We start from the raw sequence: 17926 nt of genomic DNA on the forward strand, positions 1-17926 counted from the left end.
GTGTCACGGGGTTTAACAGGTCCGGCGCGGCGCCCGGACACGCCGAAACGGGCGAACTACCCGATCGGCGGAGCAACCAGCACGATAGGGGGATACTGGTGCCGACGTTCATGTTCTCCGAGGGGGTGGCGGTCGTGCCGGCAGTCACGCTGCCCGGGGTCGTGATCGGGGTCGACATCGGCACCACCAGCACCAAGGCCGTCGCGTACGACACCGACGGGCGGCAGCTCGGCAGTCACCTGGTCGGCTACCCGCTGAACAACCCGCAACCCGGCTACGCCGAGCAGGACCCGCAACTAATTCTCGAAGCGGTGCTCAAGTCGATCAGCATCGTCGTGGCCGAGCTGGTCCAGCCGGTGGCCGGGCTGTCGTTCGGCTCCGCCATGCACAGCCTGATCGGGTTGGACCGGGACGGCAATCCGCTTACCCCATCGGTGACCTGGGCCGACTCGCGGTCCACCCGGCAGGCCGAGCGGTTGCGGGCGGTGCCGTCGGGGTTGGCCCTGCACCGGCGCACCGGCACGCCGATGCATCCGATGTCGCCGCTGCCCAAGTTGCTCTGGTTTGCCGAGCAGGAGCCGAAACTCTTCGAGCGGGTGGCGCACTGGGTGGGCGTCAAGGACTGGGTGCTGCTGCGGCTCTGCGGCGCGCTGGTCACCGACCACTCGATCGCCTCGGCCACCGGCCTGCTCGACATCCACGAGCTGGAGTGGGACCGCGAGGCGCTGACCATCGCCGGCATCACCCCGGAGCAGCTCCCGCAGCTCGTCGCCACCACCGCCGTGCTGCCCAACCTCACCCCGCAGGCCGCCGCCGAGACCGGCCTGCCGGAGCGCACCCCGGTGGTGGTCGGCGCGGGCGACGGACCGCTGGCGAACCTGGGCCTGGGCGCTGTGCACCCCGGCATGGTGGCCTGCTCGATCGGCACCAGCGGCGCGATGCGGGTGATGGTCGAGCGGCCCGGCGTGGACCCGCTCGGCGGGGTGTTCTGCTATGCGCTGACCGAGCATCGCTGGGCGGTCGGTGGCGCGATCAACAACGGCGGCATCGTGCTCAAGTGGGCCGGCGCGGCGCTCGCCCCGGACCTGGGCGAGCACTCCGAGGAGGACCTGGTCGCCCTGGCGGCCCGCGCGCCGGTCGGTTCGGGCGGGCTCATCATGCTGCCGTACCTGCACAGCGAACGGGCACCACACTGGAGCGCCCTGCCGCGTGGCGCGTACGTGGGGTTGACCCACGCACACCGCCGCGAGCATCTGGTGCGGGCCGCGTTGGAGGGCGTCTGCCAACAGCTCGCGCTGGTGCTCAGCTCGGTGCGCGCGGCGGGCAACGAGGTGCGGGAGGTCCGGGCCGGTGGCGGCTTCGCCCGCAGCGGCCTGTGGCGGCAGATGCTGGCCGATGCCCTCGGTCTGCCGGTGAGCTTCCCGGCCGCGCACGAGGGGTCGAGCTTCGGTGCGGCGTTGCTCGGCATGGAGGCGCTCGGGCTGATCCCCAGCATCGACGTCGCCGCCGACCTGGTGCGCATCGAGGAGACGGTCCGCCCGGACCCGGCCGCCGCCGCCACCTACGCGGCGCTGCTGCCGCTCTTCGCCGAGCTGTACGAGGCCCTCACGCCCACCTTCGCCTCGATCCGTCGGATGGCACCCGGCCTGCCCACCGGCCCCGAACCGCCGGCGTGACCGGGGTCAGGGCGCCTCGACCCCGGCGATCAGGTAGCGCCGCACGTCGGCGTCGAGAATCGCCACTTCCTGCGCGTCGTCCGGCCCGGAGCCACGGAACGCGGCCAACTGCTCCGGCGACTCCCAGCGTTCGTAGACGTGGATCCGGCCGGGCTCCAGCGGGTCGGCCGCCAGCAGGAAGTCGAGGCAGCCGGCGGTGGCGCGCGCCCGCGCGATGACCTGTTCGCAGTCGGACAGGTAGGCCTCGCGGGTGGCCGGTTCGACAGTCAGGCTGCCGGCGATGATCAGCACGGGTCCTCCGGGGTGAGTGGCTGAGTGGCTGACCTTTGCTCTGCACCCGCCCGTGCGCCAGGCACGGTCCGTAACCGGCGCATCGGCGGGTGCAGAGCAAAGCGGTGATTACCTGTGGGTCACAGTTATACCTGCGGGCCACCGCGGAGGGGGACATTGCCGCCCGGACGGGTGATGCCGGTCCCGTCGGTCTCACCAGCCCCCGGCGCTTCATATCGTGCAAACGTGAGAAAAAGCGACAAGAGGCGCTCATCTTCCCTGCTGGGGGACTCTGCCCGCGTACCCCTGAAGGTGCTGACGACGGCGGTCGCGCTCGCGGTGCTCGCGACGACCGGGCCGGCCACCGCGGACGGATCGGGCCGCGCGCCCGTCGCGGACCCGGCGCAGACGACCGAGCCGGGGTACGGGGTTGAGCCCGGCGACGGTCAGAGCCACGAGCCCGGGGTGGACCCGACGCCGGAGCGCCCGCCGACCAGCGAGGTGTCCTGGCTGTCGTTTCCCGGCGGGGTGTTCGCGGTGGACTCGCTCGGGCACACCGTGCGCTACCGCGCCTGCGACGGCGACACCGGTCGGGTCGCCGACCCGACCATGCGGGTCGCCGCCGGGGTGGCCAGCGGCGCGGTCGTCGTCGGAGGCACCGCCTACCGCTACCGGGTGCCGCTGGTCGGGCGCAGCGAGGGCACGCTGGAGGTGATCCAACGGCACCGCCCGCCGACGACGCTGACCGGCGTGGTGGTCACCAGCCCGCAGCCGCCCACCGACCCGGTCGCCGGGGCCCGGCTGTTCCCGCTCAGCGGGCAGCTCGCCCGGGTGGTCGCCGACGCGAGCCTCAACCCGGCCGGGGTCACCGTCCGCGACCTGTCCGGCCGCTACGGCGACCAGCAGATCGCCGTCAACGGATCGCTGCGCCCCAAGGCGGCCAGCGTCATCAAGCTGTGGATCCTCGTCGAGCTGCTGCGCCGGGTCGACTGTGGACAGGTCTTCCTCGACGACGGGGTGCTGGTCACCCCGGAGGACGTGGTCGGCGGCACCGGCCAACTGCAGTTCGAGACGTTCCCGCAGGTGGTCACACTGCACCGGCTCGCCCAGTACCTGATCAAGTACAGCGACAACGTGGCCGCGAACGTGCTGATCACCTACCTGGGTGGGTTCGCCCCGGTCAACGCGCTGATCGACTCGATGAACCAGCGGTCCACCATCCTGGCCCGCCGGATGCTCGACAGCGCGGCGGCGCAACGCGGCGAGGAGAACTACACCAGCCCGGACGACGTGGTGTCCCTGCTCGGCGCGGTCTGGGACGGCGAGATCCTCACCCCCGCCTCCCGCGACCTGATGATCGGGTTCATGCGGGAGCAGACCCTGAACACGAAGATCCCGGCGGCGTTGCCACCCGGCGTGCCGGTGGCCCACAAGACCGGGGATCTGCCGGACGCCTCACACGACGTCGGCTACTACCTGATCCCCGGCACCGAGACCGCCGTCGCGTTCCTCACCGCCGGACCCATGGCCACCGGCGACGAGACGGTCCGGCGGATGGCCCGCACCGTCTACGACTTCCTGGTCCCCCCGGTCGAGGGAGCGGTCGAGGAGTGAGCCGACGTCAGGCGCCGGGGATGTTCGCCGGCGGGTCCTCGCCCACCAGGTCGGCCGCCGGCGGGTCCGCCGACACCGACAGCCCGAAATCCGAGTACGTCAGGTCGAGCTGGGCGACCTCCGACTGCTCGCTGGCCAACTCGATGCGATAGCGGACCAGCCGACCCTGCTCGTCCACGGCCGCCGTGAACGGCACCGCCCCGGCCCGGTCGCCGAGCACGCCGCCGACTCCCTCGCCCAGCACCGCGCTGCTCTGGCGCAGGTCCAGCGTGCCCGCGTACTCCCGGGTGGCGGTCTGCCGGACGGTGGTCGCCGTACTGAGCGTGTCGGCCAGCTTGGTGTTGTCCAGGCCCTGCTTGGCGGGGGGTGAACCCGGAGCGCCGACATGCCACCAGGTCTTGCCGTCCCAGACCGGGACGCGCCGATCCGGGGCGCTGACCCGCACGTAGACGTCCGGCCCGGTGGTGAGCCGTTCGATCTTCACCTCGCCGGTGGGCACCTTCAGGGAGGTGGTTTCCAGACCACGCTTCGACTTCGGGTCCCAGAGCACCACCGTGCCGTCCCCGCCCGTCGTCCCGCCGCTGCTCAACGTCAGTTTGTAGGTCTGCTGGTCGACCTTCCCGGCGGCGGCCTTGAGCACACCGACCCCGTCGGTCGGGGCCGCCGACGCCGCCGGGCGACCCGCGTCCGGTTCGTCCCCGGTGGCCACAAGTGCCCACGCCCCGGCACCGACCGCCACCACGAGCACAGCGACAGCGGCAATCAGCTTCGGTTTCTGCACTGTCATCTCCCCGGGGCGGTGCGGTCCGGCCAGACTAGCCGGACCGCACCTCGTCACGCCCGGCTGATCGCGTTGGCGTGGATCGCCTCGTGCAGATAGGCGGCCAGCCCCGCGGCGATGTTCTCGTAGTACGCGGTGAACCGCTCGTCGGCCAGGTACATGTCGGCCAACCCGGTCTGCATCTCGTACGAGCACTCGTAGAACCAGCGGCTGATGAGCTGCCGGTGCTCCTCGGCCAGATCCATCACCTCCGGACTGTCCGCCGGCGCGCCCGAGGCCATCAGCGCGACGATCCGCCGACCCCAGTCCTCGTTCTCCGCCTTGATCCGCAGCCAGTCGTCCTTGCCGTAGCGGGAGGCACGGCGGTTCGACTCCCGGTAAGCGTCGGTGTCACCCCAGCGCCGCTCCGCCTCGGCCTCGTGCTGCTCCGGGTCGACGTCGCCGAAGACCTCGAACCGCTCCTCCGGCGTGAGTTGGATGTTCATCTTGCTCGCCTCCATCGCGAACTCGATCGCCGTGACCATCTCCTGCAACCGCTTGAGCCGTACCGTCAGCAGTTCGTGCTGCCGGCGCAGGTGCGCGGCCGGATCGGCCGCCGGGTCGTCGATGATCGCGGTGATCTCCTCAAGCGGGAAACCAAGCTCCCGGTAGTACAGGACGAGCTGCAGCCGTTGCAGGTCCGCGTCGTCGTAGCGGCGGTAACCGGCCGAGGTGCGCCCGCTGGGCGAGAGCAACCCGATCTCGTCGTAGTGGTGCAGCGTCCGCACCGTCACGCCGGCCACCTTCGCCACCTGACCCACCGTGTACGCCATGGTCCCCCTCCCTTCCGGGAACCAGGCTCCTGCCTGCCGTTACGTGAGAGTCAACTCCGATTCTGGCCCACCATCGCGGGGGCGTCCGGCCGCCCGTACAGATAGCCCTGGCCGCGTGGGCAGCCGATCGCGGTGACCGCCTCGTGCTGACGCTCGGTCTCCACCCCCTCGGCGACCACCGCCAGGTCGAACGCGCCGGCCAGGCGGGTGACCATCTCCACCGTGGCGTACGCCCGGTCGTCGGTGCCCAGCCGGGCCACGAACGACCTGTCGATCTTCAGCTCGGTGGCCGGGATACGGTGCAGGTAGCTCAGCGACGAGTAGCCGGTGCCGAAGTCGTCGATGGCGATCCGGATACCCAGCTCCCGGAGTTGGTGCAGCCGCTCCAACACCGCTTCGGTGCCCTCGATCAGCGCCGACTCGGTCAACTCCAGGGTCAACGCCCGTGGTGCCAGCCCGACGGCGCTGGTCGCCGCGGTGACCGTGGCGATCAGGTCCGGCCGACGCAGGTGCGCGGCGGCGATGTTCACCGCGACGGTCGCCTCCGGTACCCGACCCCGCCAGGTCGCGGCTGCCCGGCACGCCTCGTGGATCACCCAGCGGTCGATCGGCAGGATCAGCCCGGTCTCCTCGGCCAGCGGCAGGAACCTCGCCGGTGGCAACATCCCCAGCCGGGGGTGCCGCCAGCGCACCAACGCCTCGGCGCTGCGCACCGCGCCGGTGGTCAGGTCGACGATGGGTTGGAACTCCAGGTGCAGCTGGTCCTCGTCGACCGCCCGGCGCAGGTCGGCGATCAACTCGGCGCGGGAGACGGCCGACTCGCGCAACGCCGCCGTGCACGTGCGGTACGCGGACTTCCCGGCCGCCTTGGCGGCGTACATGGCGATGTCGGCGTCGCGCAGCAGGTCGGTGTGGGAGGCGTGCTGCGGGCCGTACTCGGCGATACCGATGCTCGCCGAGGGGTGCACCCCGACGTCCTCCTCGTCGTCGGAGGGCCGCAGCGCGTCCAGCAACCGCTCGGCGAGCCGTTCGGGTGACACCGGCCGGTCGCCGCCGACCAGCACGGCGAACTCGTCACCGCCGAGCCGGGCGATGGTGCCGTCGCCGTTCACGGCAGTGTGCATCCGGGCCGCGAGCCCGGTCAGCAGGGTGTCACCGGTGGCGTGCCCGAACCGGTCGTTGACCTGCTTGAACCCGTCCAGGTCGAGCAGCAGCACGGCCACCGGCCGCCCGTCGCGCAGGGCGAGGCGCAGCCGCCGGTTGAACAACAGCCGGTTGGGCAACCCGGTGAGCTGGTCGCCGTACGCGAGCAGGCGCAGCCGGGCCACCAGCCGAAGGTTCTCGTTGGCGGCCAGCCCCTGCCGAACGGCGAGGGCGGCCAGCAGCACCATCATGGTCACGAACACCAGCAGCGGGGTCTGCCCGGTGGGCCCACGGGCCAGCACCACCGCGATGATCGCCCCACCCACCGGCAGGTACGGCAGCGCCACCCGCCACCAGGGCGGCAGGGGCGACTCGGCCGTGTCGTCGGTGCCGTCGCAGTCCGGAGGCGGCGGGTTCCGGGTGGCCAGGCCGATCAGCAGGTAGCTCAACGGCCAGCACAGGTCGATCGGGTGACCGGCGGTGTAGTCGGCGCGGACGACCAGCGACACGTAGACGACGTCGGCGACGACCCGCAGGGTGAGGCTCGCCGCCAGGACGGTCATCGGCCGCCACATCGGCCGGGCCGGCCCGGAGACCGCGACCAGGATGGTGAGCTGCATCAGGTCGAACATCGGGAAGAGCAGCCCCAGCGTGCGCGCCGGGTCGGCCAGCTCGGCGGCGGCGATCCCACGGAAGACCAGCACCCAACCGATCGGCACCAGGGCCAGGGCGACGATCACCCCGTCCAGCAACGTACGGGCCCGCCCGACCGCGGTCCTCGGTGCGGACGGCGAGCTGAGCAGCGCGGCAGTGCCGGTGAGGATGCCGGCGGTGAAGACCACCCCGACCACCGGCGTGTGCGGCAGGTCGCCGCCGACGAGCCGCTGCACCGTCCAGATCGCCCGGCCGATGGCGGCGAGCCCCATGGTGAGGGCGAGCAGCGTCCAGAACCGGCGCAGCGGCACCGGTTGCCGGCGGGCCACCCCGACGCACGCGAACGTCGCCCAGCCGGCCACCAGCATCCCACCGAGGTCACTGACCAGCGCGGCACCAGGCAGCGCGGCGACCAGCCAGCACGCCTCCAGGAGAACCACCGAGCCCGCGGCGACCAGCCCGGCGCGGCTCAGCCGGGCCGGCGCGACGCCAGTGGGCGCCGCCGCAGACTGCTTCACGTCCTGTCGCGACACGGCCGCTCCGGCTCTTCGTCGTACGTGCACCCTCGGCGGACCTGTCCACGGCAAACCCCGAAAGCCTAGCCAGCGCCCCGGGTGCCCGCCAAGGTCCGGACGGCCGCGGGTCGACCCGGTTCGGCCACGTAGGACGGCCGGTCCGGGACGGACCACCTCCGGGCACGGGCTCGGTGATCGTACGTACCCACACCGTCACCTGTTCGGCCGTACCATCCCCCGGTGACCTCTACCCGCCGGCGGCAGGTGGCCGCGTTCATCCTCCTGTTGGTGGAAGCGGCGCTGTTCGCACTCCTCGTCACCGAGTCCCTGGCGGGTGCCATCGTCGCCGCTGGCATCACCTGCCTGTCGTTCTGGGCGCACCTCGTCCTGCACGAGTGCGGGCACCTCGTCGCGGCGAAGCTGCTGCGCCTGGAGGTGGTCGCCGTCCGTATCGCGCCGTTCACCGGGTGGCGCAACCACGTGTCGGTCCGGCCTGCGCCGTCGTCGACTGCGTTGCCGCTGCGGATGGTGCTGTTCTACCTCAGTGGCCCAGTGGTCAACCTGTGCACCGCGGCGGTGCTGGTTGCCGCGACGGCGTTGACGAGCACACCGTTTACACGCTTCGCGCTGCTCAGCGCAGCACTCCTTGCGGCGCTTCTCGGGCTGGTCAACCTCGTTCCCTCACCCCACAGTGACGGCCGCAACCTGCTCAATTGGCTCTCGGCGCCGACCGCCACCAGCGCGGCGCTGCGGGCGGCCTACTACCAGGAGGAGATAGACCGGACGCTGCGGACGATCAGCCACGGGGAGGCGGACGACGGCCGCCTCGGAGATCCGGTTCGCGACGGTAACGGCACGCGGCTCGCACTCGCCGCCTTTCAACGCCGCTGGAGCACAGGACACGCGCGGTCGGCGACGGACTTCGTCGCCGACGCCGAGCGACTCGCGGCGCTGGCTCGCGCCGACAGCACCGACCCCGTGACGGCCGCCGCGATCGGGCAAGCGCTCAGCGTCCAGTTCGGGTTGTGGTACCTGTACGCCGCGGTGGTGACCAGATCGCCTGTCCAACACCGAGACGTGGTGGAGATCTGGGAACTGGCACAGCTCGGCTCTCAGGTGCGACCACACAGGTTGGCCGCCCGTGTCGCGATGAGCCTGGCGTACCTGCTCAACGAGCGGCCGGAGCAGGCGCGAGCGCTGCTTCTCGACGTTCGGGCCGGTGTCGACCCGCCGGATCTGTGCAGCGTCGCGTTTCTCCTGCGGGCCATCGCCGAGTGCCACCTCGGCAACCACGCCGAGGCGGACACCCACATCAGGGCTGCCGGCGGCGGCTACCCGCAACTGACACAGGTCGTTGCCACGATCCAGGCGGCCGATCCGGTGCTGCCGTTGTCCGCCCCGGCACCGATGGCGGGCATCTGACCGGTGGGCCGCCAGTCCCAGGTACGGGCGGTGGGGTCAGTGTGCGACGAGTGTGTCAGCGGCCGGCGGAGCGGTTCCACGGAGAGCGGGGCAGGGCGGTGCCGGCCACTGGGCGGCGTGCGCGGCGGCGTCTGCGCCGGCCGGGGGTGCAGGGCGGGCGGGCAACGGTGTGCACCGCCACGTCGACCGGCGGCGTCGGTCGGCCGATCAGCCAGCAGAGGAAACGTTCCATCGGGAGATCAGCCGACCGGGAGGCGCTCAGCATCGGACCTGGAGATGTCGTACTGCGCCCCGCAGAACGTGCACTGCTGCGCGTACCGGGTGCGGATCGGAATGAGCGGTATGAAGAACAGGGTGAATTTCGTCGAGTGGCGGGTGATCACCTGCGCGGCCTGGTTGCCACAGTGACGGCACACCTGCTGCACGACACCGGACCGGTCGACCTTGGTACGCAGACCAAAGATGAAGAACATCGTCCGCCAGTACCCATTCAACCGCGAAAAGTCACCAGATCCAGCAGCGGATCGAGGAAATTCGGGGCCACGGACACAAGATCGTGCTCGATCCAGGATGTAGTGGCGTCCGGGGTGAACTAGGCCACTACATCCTGGATCGAGCACGATCAAGGCCAAGACGGTCAAGGCGAGACGGTCACGGCGCGACGGTCAGCTGGCCGGGGCGGGCTCCAGGCCGGGGATCTCCTCGGAGATCCAGATCGGCTGCCAGTTCGGCACCTCGTGGAAGCGGCGCAGCTCGAACAGCCCGGCAACCGACCCGCTCCACGCCCCGTACGGGGGGTTGGTCTTGTCGAAGCCGCTCTGCACGAAGGTCAGCGTGGTCCGACCACCGGACTCGGCCAACTCCCAGTTCGTCACGCCGGTCGGCCCCCAGTCGACGGACATCCGTCGGCCGGGCTCCAGGTCGACGACCTTGGCCGCGTAGCCGGTCTCGAAGCCGCCCATGGCGTACCGGCCGCCGACCCAGGGCTCGATGCCGATCGGGTAGCCGAACCAGGCGCTGGCCTGCTCGGAGTCGGTCAGCGACTCCCACACCTTGTCGGCGGGGGCGGCGATGACCAGCTCACCGCGCAGGTCGGCGGAGGTGAAGTCGGTGCGCGGCAGCAGCGGCTTGCCTTCCACGTGGGCGGCCAGGTTGGCGATGGACAGCGCCCAGAACGTCTGGAGCACGCCCCGGATGGTGGAGCCGCTCATCGCCTCGGCGAAGTCGAAGTGGCTCTGGGTCAGCGTCAGCACTGTGCTGTTGGTGCCCTCGGCGGTCAACTGGAACTCGGTGGTGGTCTCCACGCCGTCGAGCAGCCAGCCGAAACGCAGCGTGTCGTCGTCGGCGTGCAGCAGCCGCTGGTGCGGGGCGTCGCCCTCGGGCGTGTAGCGACCCCAGAACTCGTACCGCTGGGGCAGCTCGACCTCGGCGTGCTCGGCCAGCCAGAGACGCAGCTCGGCCGGGTCGGTCAGGGCCTGGCGGACGCGCCCGACGGGCGCGGAGAGACGGGCCTGGACCTTCATCGGCTCACTCATTGTCGTTCCCTTTCGGATAGCAGGCGACGGCCAGCTTGAAGGCATCTCCTTCGCTGCCGCCGTAGCGGGTGAACAGGTCCTGAAGTGCGGTTTGCAGGTCGTGCAGGAACTGCGGGCGCTGCTCGGCCGGCACCCGGATCTCGCCGGAGACCCCGATCGAGGGCAGCTCGGGTGCCGCCCGGTCCAGGCCGGCGATGTCCGCCTGGACCTCCTCCATCAGGTCGAGCAGGTAGCCCAGGCTCAGCTCGTCGCGCGCCCGGCGCAGGCCGATCCGGCCGACGAGCCGCGGGGAGAGCCAGTAGGAGCGGGCGGCGGCCTGGTAGATGCCTTCGGTGATGCCGCGGACCTTGCGTTCGTTGACCAGCTCGACGAGGCCAGCCCCGACGAGCTGCTTGACGTGGTAGTAGACGCGCTGCGGCGTCTGGTCGAGTCGGGCCGCGACCTCGGTGCAGGTGCGCGGCTCGGCCAGTTGCCGCAGCACCTCGACGCGCTGCGGCTTGAGCAGGACTTCGGCCTGCTCGATCTGCTCCAGGTACAGGACATCTCTCATGGCAAAATCAGTTTGTACGTACAAAACTTCTTTGTCAATCGCTTCGCGAGAAGCCGCGCCGACTTTTTCGACGCGGCTTCAGGCGGCGGTCAGCAGGTGATCAGGGCAACCAGTCCGGTCGCAGCGGGTAGCCGCTCACACCGTTCGGGCCGTTGTGGGTGGCCAGCACCTGGTGCAGCTGGATGCCGTTGCGTTCGAACGCCATCCGCGACCCGGCCATGTAGAGCCCCCACACCCGGGCGGTGCCCGCACCCACCTCCGAGGCGCAGAAGTCCCAGTGCTCGACCAGGTTGCGACACCAGGCGGCCAGCGTCAGCGCGTAGTGCTGGCGCAGGTTCTCCTCGTGGTGCACCTCGAACCCGGCATCGTGCACCTCACTGATCAACCGGCCCGGACCGGCCAGCTCACCGTCCGGGAAGACGTACCGGTCGATGAACGCGCCCGAGCGGTGCGGCGCGCGGTTGTCCGCGCGGGTGATGCAGTGGTTGAGCAGTCGCCCGCCCTGCCGCAGCCGACTGCGCAGCGACCCGAAGTAGGCCGGGTAGTTGCGCACCCCGATGTGCTCGGTCAACCCGATGGAGGAGATGGCGTCGAACTGCTCGGCCGGCGCGTCCCGGTAGTCCAGGTATCGCACCTCCGCCAGCTCGGTCAACCCCTCCCGCTCGATCGCGGCCTGCGCCCACTGCGCCTGCGCCTTCGACAGGGTCACCCCGAGCGCCTTGACGCCGTACTCGCGGGCGGCGTGGCGCACCATCCCACCCCAGCCGCACCCGACATCCAGCAGCCGCATCCCCTTCTTCAGCGCCAGCTTGCCGGCGACCAGGTCGTACTTCGCCGCCTGGGCCTGCTCCAGCGTGTCGTCCGGAGACCGGAAAACCGCGCAGGTGTACGTCATCGACGGGCCGAGCACCTTCTCGTAGAAGGCGTTCGAGACGTCGTAATGATGCGAGATGGCCGTGCTGTCGCGCACCCGCGAGTGCCGCAGCCCGTTCATCACCCGCTTCCAGCGGGGCTGCGCCTCCTGCGGCGGTGCCGGCGGCGGCATCAGCCGCTCCCAGCCCAGCCCACGGACCAGCGCCAGCCCCTCGGCCAGCGACGGTGGGCGTAACCGCAACTCGTCCTTGAGCACCCGCAACGCCTCGTACGGGTCACCCGGGTGCACGCCCTGCAACGCCAGGTCACCACTGACGTACGCCCGGGCCATGCCCAGGTCGCCGGGTGCGGTGAGCAGGTACGACAGCCCACGCTCGGAATGGATCGCCAGGGTGATGCCGGCGTCGGACGGGCCGACGGCGCTGCCGTCGTACCCGGTGATCCGCACCGGCAACGGCCCCGTGGTGACCGCGCGGATGACATCCGCGACGGTCGGACCCGTGTGCCGGCCCCCCGCCGGCGGGGTGGCGGGGACGCTCGCCGCCCCCTGATCTCTGTCGGTCAGGCTCATGCTCGTGCTACCGCCTTTTCGTACAGTCCCGTCAGCCGGTGGTCCGGGTCGTAGCGGTCTTTCACCGCGCGCCACGTGTCGCCGCCGTAGAGGCGATCGAAGGCGTCCCGGTCGTAGTACGCGTCGGAGTAGAGCGACTTGTGCCCGCCCGACTCCGACACCCTGCGTTCGATCGTGCGGTTGACGTCGCCGTCGGCGGCGCCCGGCGCGATCGGAACGCTCCCCCAGAACCCGATGTTGACGTAGTCCTGCCCCGGCCGGAGTGGATACAGCGGCCAGGACCGCGCCGAACCGGGCCCCGCCGGCTCACGCAGTCGCAACGGACACAGCCACACCGGGTTCATTCCCACCCTGCCTGCGAACCAGCGCAGGAAGTCGGCCGTACGGTCCAGCGGGATCTCCACGTCCTGCACGACCCGCTCCCGGGCCGGTTGCCCGCGCAGCCGGTCGATCCGGGCCGCCACCTGGTGGCGGTGCTCCAGCCGGACCAGTCGGTGGTAGAAGTCGCTGCGCCGGTAACGCGCCGGCCAGAGCCTGCGCACGACCGGGTGCTGCGCGCCGAACGCCGACGAGCACCAGAACCAGTCGGTGTCCCAGCGCCACAGATAGTCGTACGCGGTGAGCACGTCGCGGGTGCGCTGGCGCAGCGACCGGTAGTAGATCGCCTGACCGGTGTAGTCGCTGGGCGGGTCGGCCGCGTCGGTGAACGTGGCGAAGACCAGGTACGCCTCGCCGGGGCTGAACATCACCCCGTCCATCGCGTCCACCGGTTCGCCCGCCCAGGACCGGGTGGCGGTCACCTCCGCGATCGCGTCGGTCAGCGCCTCCAGTTGGGTGAACCGGACGTTGCGCAACGACACGTACCGGCCGACCGGTTGCAGCTCGATGCGCAACCGGGTGGCGTACCCGAGGCTGCCCAGCGAGTTGGGGAACGCGGTGAACAGGTCGGCGTGCTCGCCGTCGGGTCGGGCGGTGATGATCTCGCCGGAGCCGGTGAGCACGTCCAACTCCTGGACGGACTCGTGCGGCAGGCCGTTGCGGAACGAGGTCGACTCGATCCCGAGGCCGGTCACCGCGCCGCCCAGCGTGATGGTGCGCAACTGCGGCACCACCAGCGGCATCAGGCCGTGCGGCAGCGTCGCGTCGACCAGGTCCTCGTAGGTGCACATGCCCTGCACGTCGGCGGTACGGCCGGCCGGGTCGACCGACAGCACGCCGTTCAGGCCACTTACGTCGAGCCCCGGAGTCCGGGGAGCGGACCGGGGGCGGAACAGGTTGGAGGTGCGTTTGGCCAGCCGGACAGGCTCGCCCGTGGGCACCGCGGCGTACGACCGCCGCAGCGTGTCCACCGCTTGATCATGGTCAATCGGTTGATCCACACGCTCAGCGCGCATGTGATCACCTTACGCTCGCCGTTTGGAAACCGTGGGATGTCGGCGGTGGCAGTTTCCCGTCCGGTGGCAGGCCCGACGGCTACCGTGGCGGGCATGCCATCGCCAGCGATCACCGCCCTGGACGCCGCCCAACTGCCGTATCGGCTGGTCAGCCACGGTGCGGTCGGCAGTCTCGCGGAGGCCGCCGCCGCCCGGGGCGTTGCCGTGCCCGACGTGGTCAAGACGATCGTGGTTCGCCGTGGTGAAGACGACCACCTGTTCGTGCTCACCCCCGGCGACCGGGTGATCTCCTGGCCCAAGCTGCGCGCCCTGCTCGGGGTGCACCGGCTCTCCATGCCGGACGCGGCGGGCGCCCTGGCCGCCACCGGTTACGAACGCGGCACCATCACCCCGTTCGGCGCAAGCACGGCCTGGCCGGTGGTCGCCGACGAGCGACTGCGCGGCCGGGAGATCACCCTGGGCGCCGGCGAGCGCGGTCTCGCCATCGCGATCGACGCCGACGCCGCGATCGCCGCCCTCGACGCCACCGTGGCCGACGTCACCGACCCGCAGCCCGCCCGCTGAACGCTGTCGTCGTCGGTGCCGCGGCCTAGTGTTGGTGGCATGCCAAAAGCTGTGTGGAACGACCTGGTCGTCGCCGAGAGCGACGACACCGTGCTGGTGGAGGGCAACCACTACTTCCCCCGCTCCGCCCTGCGCGACGACCTGATCCGGGAGTCCGCGACGCACACCGTCTGCCCGTGGAAGGGCACCGCCTCGTACTACACCCTTGCGCACGAGGGCAGCACCAGCGAGGACGCTGTCTGGTACTACCCGGAGCCCAAGCCGGACGCCGAGATGGTGCGCGACCGGGTGGCCTTCTGGAAGGACGTCCGGGTCGTCGGCTGACCGCTGGGCTGGCTCCGGCGCGACGTCGTGGGTGAGGATGGCGCGTATGTCCGCGCCCGAGGAACGCCCCGACCCCGCCGGCACCGTCTACGGCGGTCACCGGGCACCGCGCTCCGGGCCGCTGGCCGATCCGTTGCTGCGGGTCGCGGTGGGGGTCGGGGCCGTCGGCGTACTCCTGGGGGTGGTCTTCGCGACCGGGCTGCTCGACGGTCACGACGAGCCGTCGGTGCCGGCGTCGGTCGGTACGCCATCCGGCGCGGCGCAGCCCAGCGAGCTGGCCGGCGAGCCGAGCCCGGCCGCACCGGCCCAGCCGTCACCGACCCCGTCGGCCAGCACGCCGGCCGCCCCGCCCACCGGGCCCCGGGTGCTACGCGCCGCCTCGGGCCTCTGCCTGGGGCTCGACGGTGACGGTAAGGAGGCCGAGGGCGAGTTGGCCGTGTGCACCGGCGCCCCGGAGCAGCAGTGGGTGGTCAGCCCGGCCGGCACGGGCGTGCTGACGTTGACCAACGCCGCGCACGGGCAGTGCCTCGACGTCGAGGGTGGCAGTCGGGACGACGGCGCGCGGTTGCTCCAGTTCCCCTGCCACGGTGGGGCCAACCAGCAGTGGCGGTTCGGCGGGACCGGCACCAGCGCGGTGCTGCTCATCGCCGCGCACAGCAACAAGTGCGCCCAGGCAGACGACGACGCCGTCGAGGCCGGCGATGACATCCGGCAGCGACAGTGCGACGGCCGGCCGGCCCAGCAGTGGACGGTGAGCTGACCGGCCGACGCGTCGCGGTTCAGCCCCGGAAGCTCCACGCCCTGGGCGCGGTCGCGGCTACCAGCACGGCCTCCGGCACACCTCGGCCCGGTCGGCGGCGCAGCAGCAACGACAGCCCGGCGGCGCCGATCGACAGCGCGCCCGCCACGTACCAGGCCATCGCGTAGTCGCCCAGTCGATCCCGGACCAGCCCCGCGCCGGTCGCGGCGACCGCCGCGCCGAGCTGGTGCGCGGCGAACACCCAGCCGAACACCACCGCTCCGGCGCTACCGAAGTACTCCCGGCACAGCGCCACCGTCGGCGGCACGGTGGCCACCCAGTCCAGGCCGTAGAAGATGATGAACACAAGCATGCTCGGCTCGGCGGTGCCGGAGAACAGGCTCGGCAGCACCAGCAGGGACAACCCGCGCAGCGCGTAGTACATGCCGAGCAGCAATCGGCTGTCCACCCGGTCGGTGAGCCAGCCGGAGGCGATCGTCCCGATGATGTCGAAGAGCCCCACCAGGGCGAGCAGCCCGGCAGCGGTGGTCTGGGTCATGCCGTGGTCGTGCGCGGCCGGCACGAAGTGCGTACCGACCAGGCCGTTGGTGGTCGCGCCGCAGATCGCGAACCCTCCCGCCAGCAGCCAGAACGGCCGGGTGCGGGCCGCGGTGCCCAGCGCGCCGAGCGCCCGGCTCGCCGCGCCGCCGGTCACCGGCGGCGCCGCGACGACCTCGGTCGCGCCGTAGGCGGGCAGGCCGAGATCCGCCGGGTGTTCGCGCAGCAGCCACACCACCAGGGGTACGACCGCCAGCGCCGCTCCGGCCACGACGAGTGCCGCCGTACGCCAGCCGTGGTCGCGCACCAGCACCGCGATCAGCGGCAGGAACACCAGCTGCCCGGCTGCCCCACCGGCGGTCAGCACTCCGGTGACCAGGCCTCGTCGGCGCACGAACCAGCGGCCGGTGACGGTTGCCACGAAGGCCAGCGCCATCGAGCCGGTGCCCAGCCCGACCAGCACACCCCAGCAGAGCAGCAGCTGCCAGCTGGCGGTCATGAAGACCGTCAGCCCGCTACCGACGGCGACCGTGAGCAGCGCCACCGAGACCACCCGGCGGATGCCGAACCGGTCCATCAGCGCGGCGGCGAACGGTGCGGTGAGCCCGTAGAGCAGCAGGTTGACCGAGACGGCCGCGGAGATCGTGGCCAGTGGCCAGCCGAACTCCTCGTGCAGCGGGTGCAGCAGCACCGACGGGGTGGCGCGGAAGCCGGCCGCGCCGACCAGCGCCACGAAGGCGACGGCGGCGACCAGCCAGGCGGGATGCAGACGGCGATTCTTGGTCACGGCATCAGTCTGAGCTGGCCCACTCAGCTCGACGAGTGGCCGGAACGCCATCATGCGCAATAATCGGGCCATGAGCGCTGGCCCGCACCGGATCGCCGTACTCGCGCTGCACCAGGTGATCGGCCTGGACCTCGGCACCCCGTCCCAGGTCTTCAGCACCGCCCGGGCCGCTGACGGGACACCCTTCTACGACGTCCGGGTGTGCACCCCGGGCGGGCAGCCGGTGCGCAGCACCGCCGGCTTCCAGGTGGTCCCCGACCACGGCCTGGAGTTGCTGGACACCGCCGACACGGTGATCGTCCCGGGCATCCACGACGGCAGCGCGTTGACCTCGGGCACCGTCGAGCCGGAGGTCACCGCGGCGCTGCGCGCGGCGTACGAGCGGGGCGCCCGGATCATGTCGATCTGCACCGGAGCGTTCGTGCTCGCCGCCGCCGGGCTCCTCGACGGGCGTCGGGCAACGACCCACTGGGCGTACGCCGAGCGGTTCCGCAGCCTGCACGGCCGGGTGGACCTCGACCCGGGCGTGCTCTTCATCGCCGACGACCAGGTGCTCACCTCGGCCGGGGTCGCCGCCGGCATCGACCTCTGCCTGCACGTGATTCGCACCGACCACGGCAGCGAGGTGGCCAACCGGGCGGCCCGCCGCTGCGTGATGCCGCCGTGGCGCGACGGCGGTCAGGCGCAGTACATCGAGCAGCCGGTGCCGAAGGCGACCGACACCAGCACGGCGGGCGCCCGGGAGTGGGCGCGGCAGCGACTGCACGAACCGATCGCGCTGCGCGACCTGGCCGAGCAGGCGCGGATGAGCGTGCGCACCTTCACCCGGCGCTTCCGGTCCGAGACCGGACTGAGCCCGGCCCAGTGGCTGCTGCAACAGCGCACCGACCACGCGAGACTGCTGCTGGAGACGACCGACCTCACCGTCGACCAGATCGCCCACCGCTGCGGTTTCGGCACCACCGCCGCCCTACGCCAGCAACTCCACCAGCGCATCGGCGTGGCCCCGTCCACCTACCGCCGCACCTTCCACCCCCGCCCCGACCTCGTCAAAACCTGACCCGCCGCCCCGCCCTCTGCTGGCCCGATCTCGCCCCTGGTCCCGGGGAGCACTTTTTGGGGGCGTGATGTCTGTGGGTCATCA

Annotated in this window: 17 protein-coding genes; 7 read left to right on the forward strand and 10 right to left on the reverse strand. The window is 71.5% G+C overall.

The window, feature by feature from the left end; genetic code table 11:
* The first annotated feature begins 98 nt into the window (after window positions 1-98).
* Window positions 99-1676, forward strand: coding sequence for a gluconokinase (locus ACFYP0_RS07030; protein WP_386994948.1), 1578 nt, complete (start codon window positions 99-101; stop codon window positions 1674-1676).
* 6 nt (window positions 1677-1682) lie between these two features.
* Here the strand turns inward: ACFYP0_RS07030 and ACFYP0_RS07035 are convergent, their stop codons facing one another.
* Window positions 1683-1967: a putative quinol monooxygenase gene (locus tag ACFYP0_RS07035; RefSeq protein ID WP_355005518.1), complete on the reverse strand. Its 285-nt coding sequence runs from the start codon at window positions 1965-1967 to the stop codon at window positions 1683-1685.
* Window positions 1968-2192: 225 nt separating this feature from the next.
* On the opposite strand from ACFYP0_RS07035, the gene ACFYP0_RS07040 reads away from it, so the two are divergent.
* The gene (locus tag ACFYP0_RS07040) at window positions 2193-3560 is read left to right on the forward strand and encodes a serine hydrolase (RefSeq protein WP_355494343.1); all 1368 of its coding nucleotides are present in this window, start codon (window positions 2193-2195) and stop codon (window positions 3558-3560) included.
* A 7-nt stretch (window positions 3561-3567) separates the two neighbouring features.
* Here ACFYP0_RS07040 and ACFYP0_RS07045 read toward each other — a convergent pair whose 3' ends face one another.
* The 3 genes from ACFYP0_RS07045 to ACFYP0_RS07055 are packed head-to-tail and all read right to left on the reverse strand — an operon-like array spanning window position 3568 to window position 7483.
* Window positions 3568-4341, reverse strand: a complete 774-nt coding sequence (locus tag ACFYP0_RS07045; protein WP_355494344.1) for a hypothetical protein — start codon at window positions 4339-4341, stop codon at window positions 3568-3570.
* A gap of 53 nt (window positions 4342-4394) precedes the next feature.
* Window positions 4395-5153 (reverse strand): MerR family transcriptional regulator, encoded by a 759-nt coding sequence (locus ACFYP0_RS07050; RefSeq protein WP_124859538.1) that lies wholly within the window; start codon window positions 5151-5153, stop codon window positions 4395-4397.
* A 50-nt stretch (window positions 5154-5203) separates the two neighbouring features.
* A complete protein-coding gene (locus ACFYP0_RS07055) occupies window positions 5204-7483 on the reverse strand; it encodes a putative bifunctional diguanylate cyclase/phosphodiesterase (RefSeq protein WP_386994954.1) in 2280 nt (759 codons plus the stop codon).
* A 222-nt stretch (window positions 7484-7705) separates the two neighbouring features.
* Here ACFYP0_RS07055 and ACFYP0_RS07060 point away from each other — a divergent pair, with 222 nt between their 5' ends.
* Window positions 7706-8887, forward strand: a complete 1182-nt coding sequence (locus tag ACFYP0_RS07060) for a hypothetical protein (RefSeq protein ID WP_386994957.1) — start codon at window positions 7706-7708, stop codon at window positions 8885-8887.
* Between the two features lie 239 nt (window positions 8888-9126).
* On the opposite strand, the gene ACFYP0_RS07065 is transcribed toward ACFYP0_RS07060, so the two are convergent.
* The 5 genes from ACFYP0_RS07065 to ACFYP0_RS07085 all read right to left on the reverse strand — a co-directional run bounded on the left by ACFYP0_RS07065 (window position 9127) and on the right by ACFYP0_RS07085 (window position 13810).
* On the reverse strand, window positions 9127-9360 hold the full coding sequence (locus tag ACFYP0_RS07065; RefSeq protein WP_124858959.1) for a zinc-ribbon domain-containing protein: 234 nt from the start codon (window positions 9358-9360) through the stop codon (window positions 9127-9129).
* Window positions 9361-9552: 192 nt separating this feature from the next.
* Entirely contained in the window at window positions 9553-10422 is an 870-nt protein-coding gene (locus ACFYP0_RS07070; RefSeq protein WP_386994961.1) for an SRPBCC family protein, read from the reverse strand.
* Complete coding sequence (locus tag ACFYP0_RS07075) at window positions 10415-10972, reverse strand: winged helix-turn-helix domain-containing protein (RefSeq protein ID WP_124858965.1); 558 nt, start codon at window positions 10970-10972, stop codon at window positions 10415-10417. Before ACFYP0_RS07075 ends, ACFYP0_RS07070 begins: the two co-directional genes overlap by 8 nt.
* Before the next feature lie 100 nt (window positions 10973-11072).
* Complete coding sequence (locus ACFYP0_RS07080) at window positions 11073-12416, reverse strand: class I SAM-dependent methyltransferase (RefSeq protein WP_386994963.1); 1344 nt, start codon at window positions 12414-12416, stop codon at window positions 11073-11075.
* On the reverse strand, window positions 12413-13810 hold the full coding sequence (locus ACFYP0_RS07085) for an FAD-binding oxidoreductase (protein WP_124858967.1): 1398 nt from the start codon (window positions 13808-13810) through the stop codon (window positions 12413-12415). Before ACFYP0_RS07085 ends, ACFYP0_RS07080 begins: the two co-directional genes overlap by 4 nt.
* A 93-nt stretch (window positions 13811-13903) precedes the next feature.
* On the opposite strand from ACFYP0_RS07085, the gene ACFYP0_RS07090 reads away from it, so the two are divergent.
* From ACFYP0_RS07090 to ACFYP0_RS07100, 3 genes are read left to right on the forward strand one after another with little or no spacing between them, the layout of a single operon-like run.
* Window positions 13904-14374, forward strand: coding sequence for an aminoacyl-tRNA deacylase (locus tag ACFYP0_RS07090; protein WP_386994966.1), 471 nt, complete (start codon window positions 13904-13906; stop codon window positions 14372-14374).
* Window positions 14375-14413: 39 nt separating this feature from the next.
* Window positions 14414-14698 carry a DUF427 domain-containing protein gene (locus ACFYP0_RS07095; RefSeq protein ID WP_357003805.1) on the forward strand — a complete coding sequence of 95 codons (285 nt, stop codon included), beginning with the start codon at window positions 14414-14416 and terminating at the stop codon, window positions 14696-14698.
* Between the two features lie 46 nt (window positions 14699-14744).
* Window positions 14745-15458, forward strand: coding sequence for an RICIN domain-containing protein (locus ACFYP0_RS07100; RefSeq protein ID WP_386994968.1), 714 nt, complete (start codon window positions 14745-14747; stop codon window positions 15456-15458).
* 19 nt (window positions 15459-15477) lie between these two features.
* Here ACFYP0_RS07100 and ACFYP0_RS07105 read toward each other — a convergent pair whose 3' ends face one another.
* Complete coding sequence (locus tag ACFYP0_RS07105; protein ID WP_386994971.1) at window positions 15478-16833, reverse strand: MFS transporter; 1356 nt, start codon at window positions 16831-16833, stop codon at window positions 15478-15480.
* 1 nt (window position 16834) lies between these two features.
* Here ACFYP0_RS07105 and ACFYP0_RS07110 point away from each other — a divergent pair, with 1 nt between their 5' ends.
* On the forward strand, window positions 16835-17842 hold the full coding sequence (locus ACFYP0_RS07110; RefSeq protein ID WP_356975970.1) for a GlxA family transcriptional regulator: 1008 nt from the start codon (window positions 16835-16837) through the stop codon (window positions 17840-17842).
* Window positions 17843-17926: the final 84 nt, after the last annotated feature.

It is taken from the genome of Micromonospora arida (assembly GCF_042873195.1).
GTDB classification, from domain to species: Bacteria; Actinomycetota; Actinomycetes; order Mycobacteriales; family Micromonosporaceae; genus Micromonospora; species Micromonospora arida.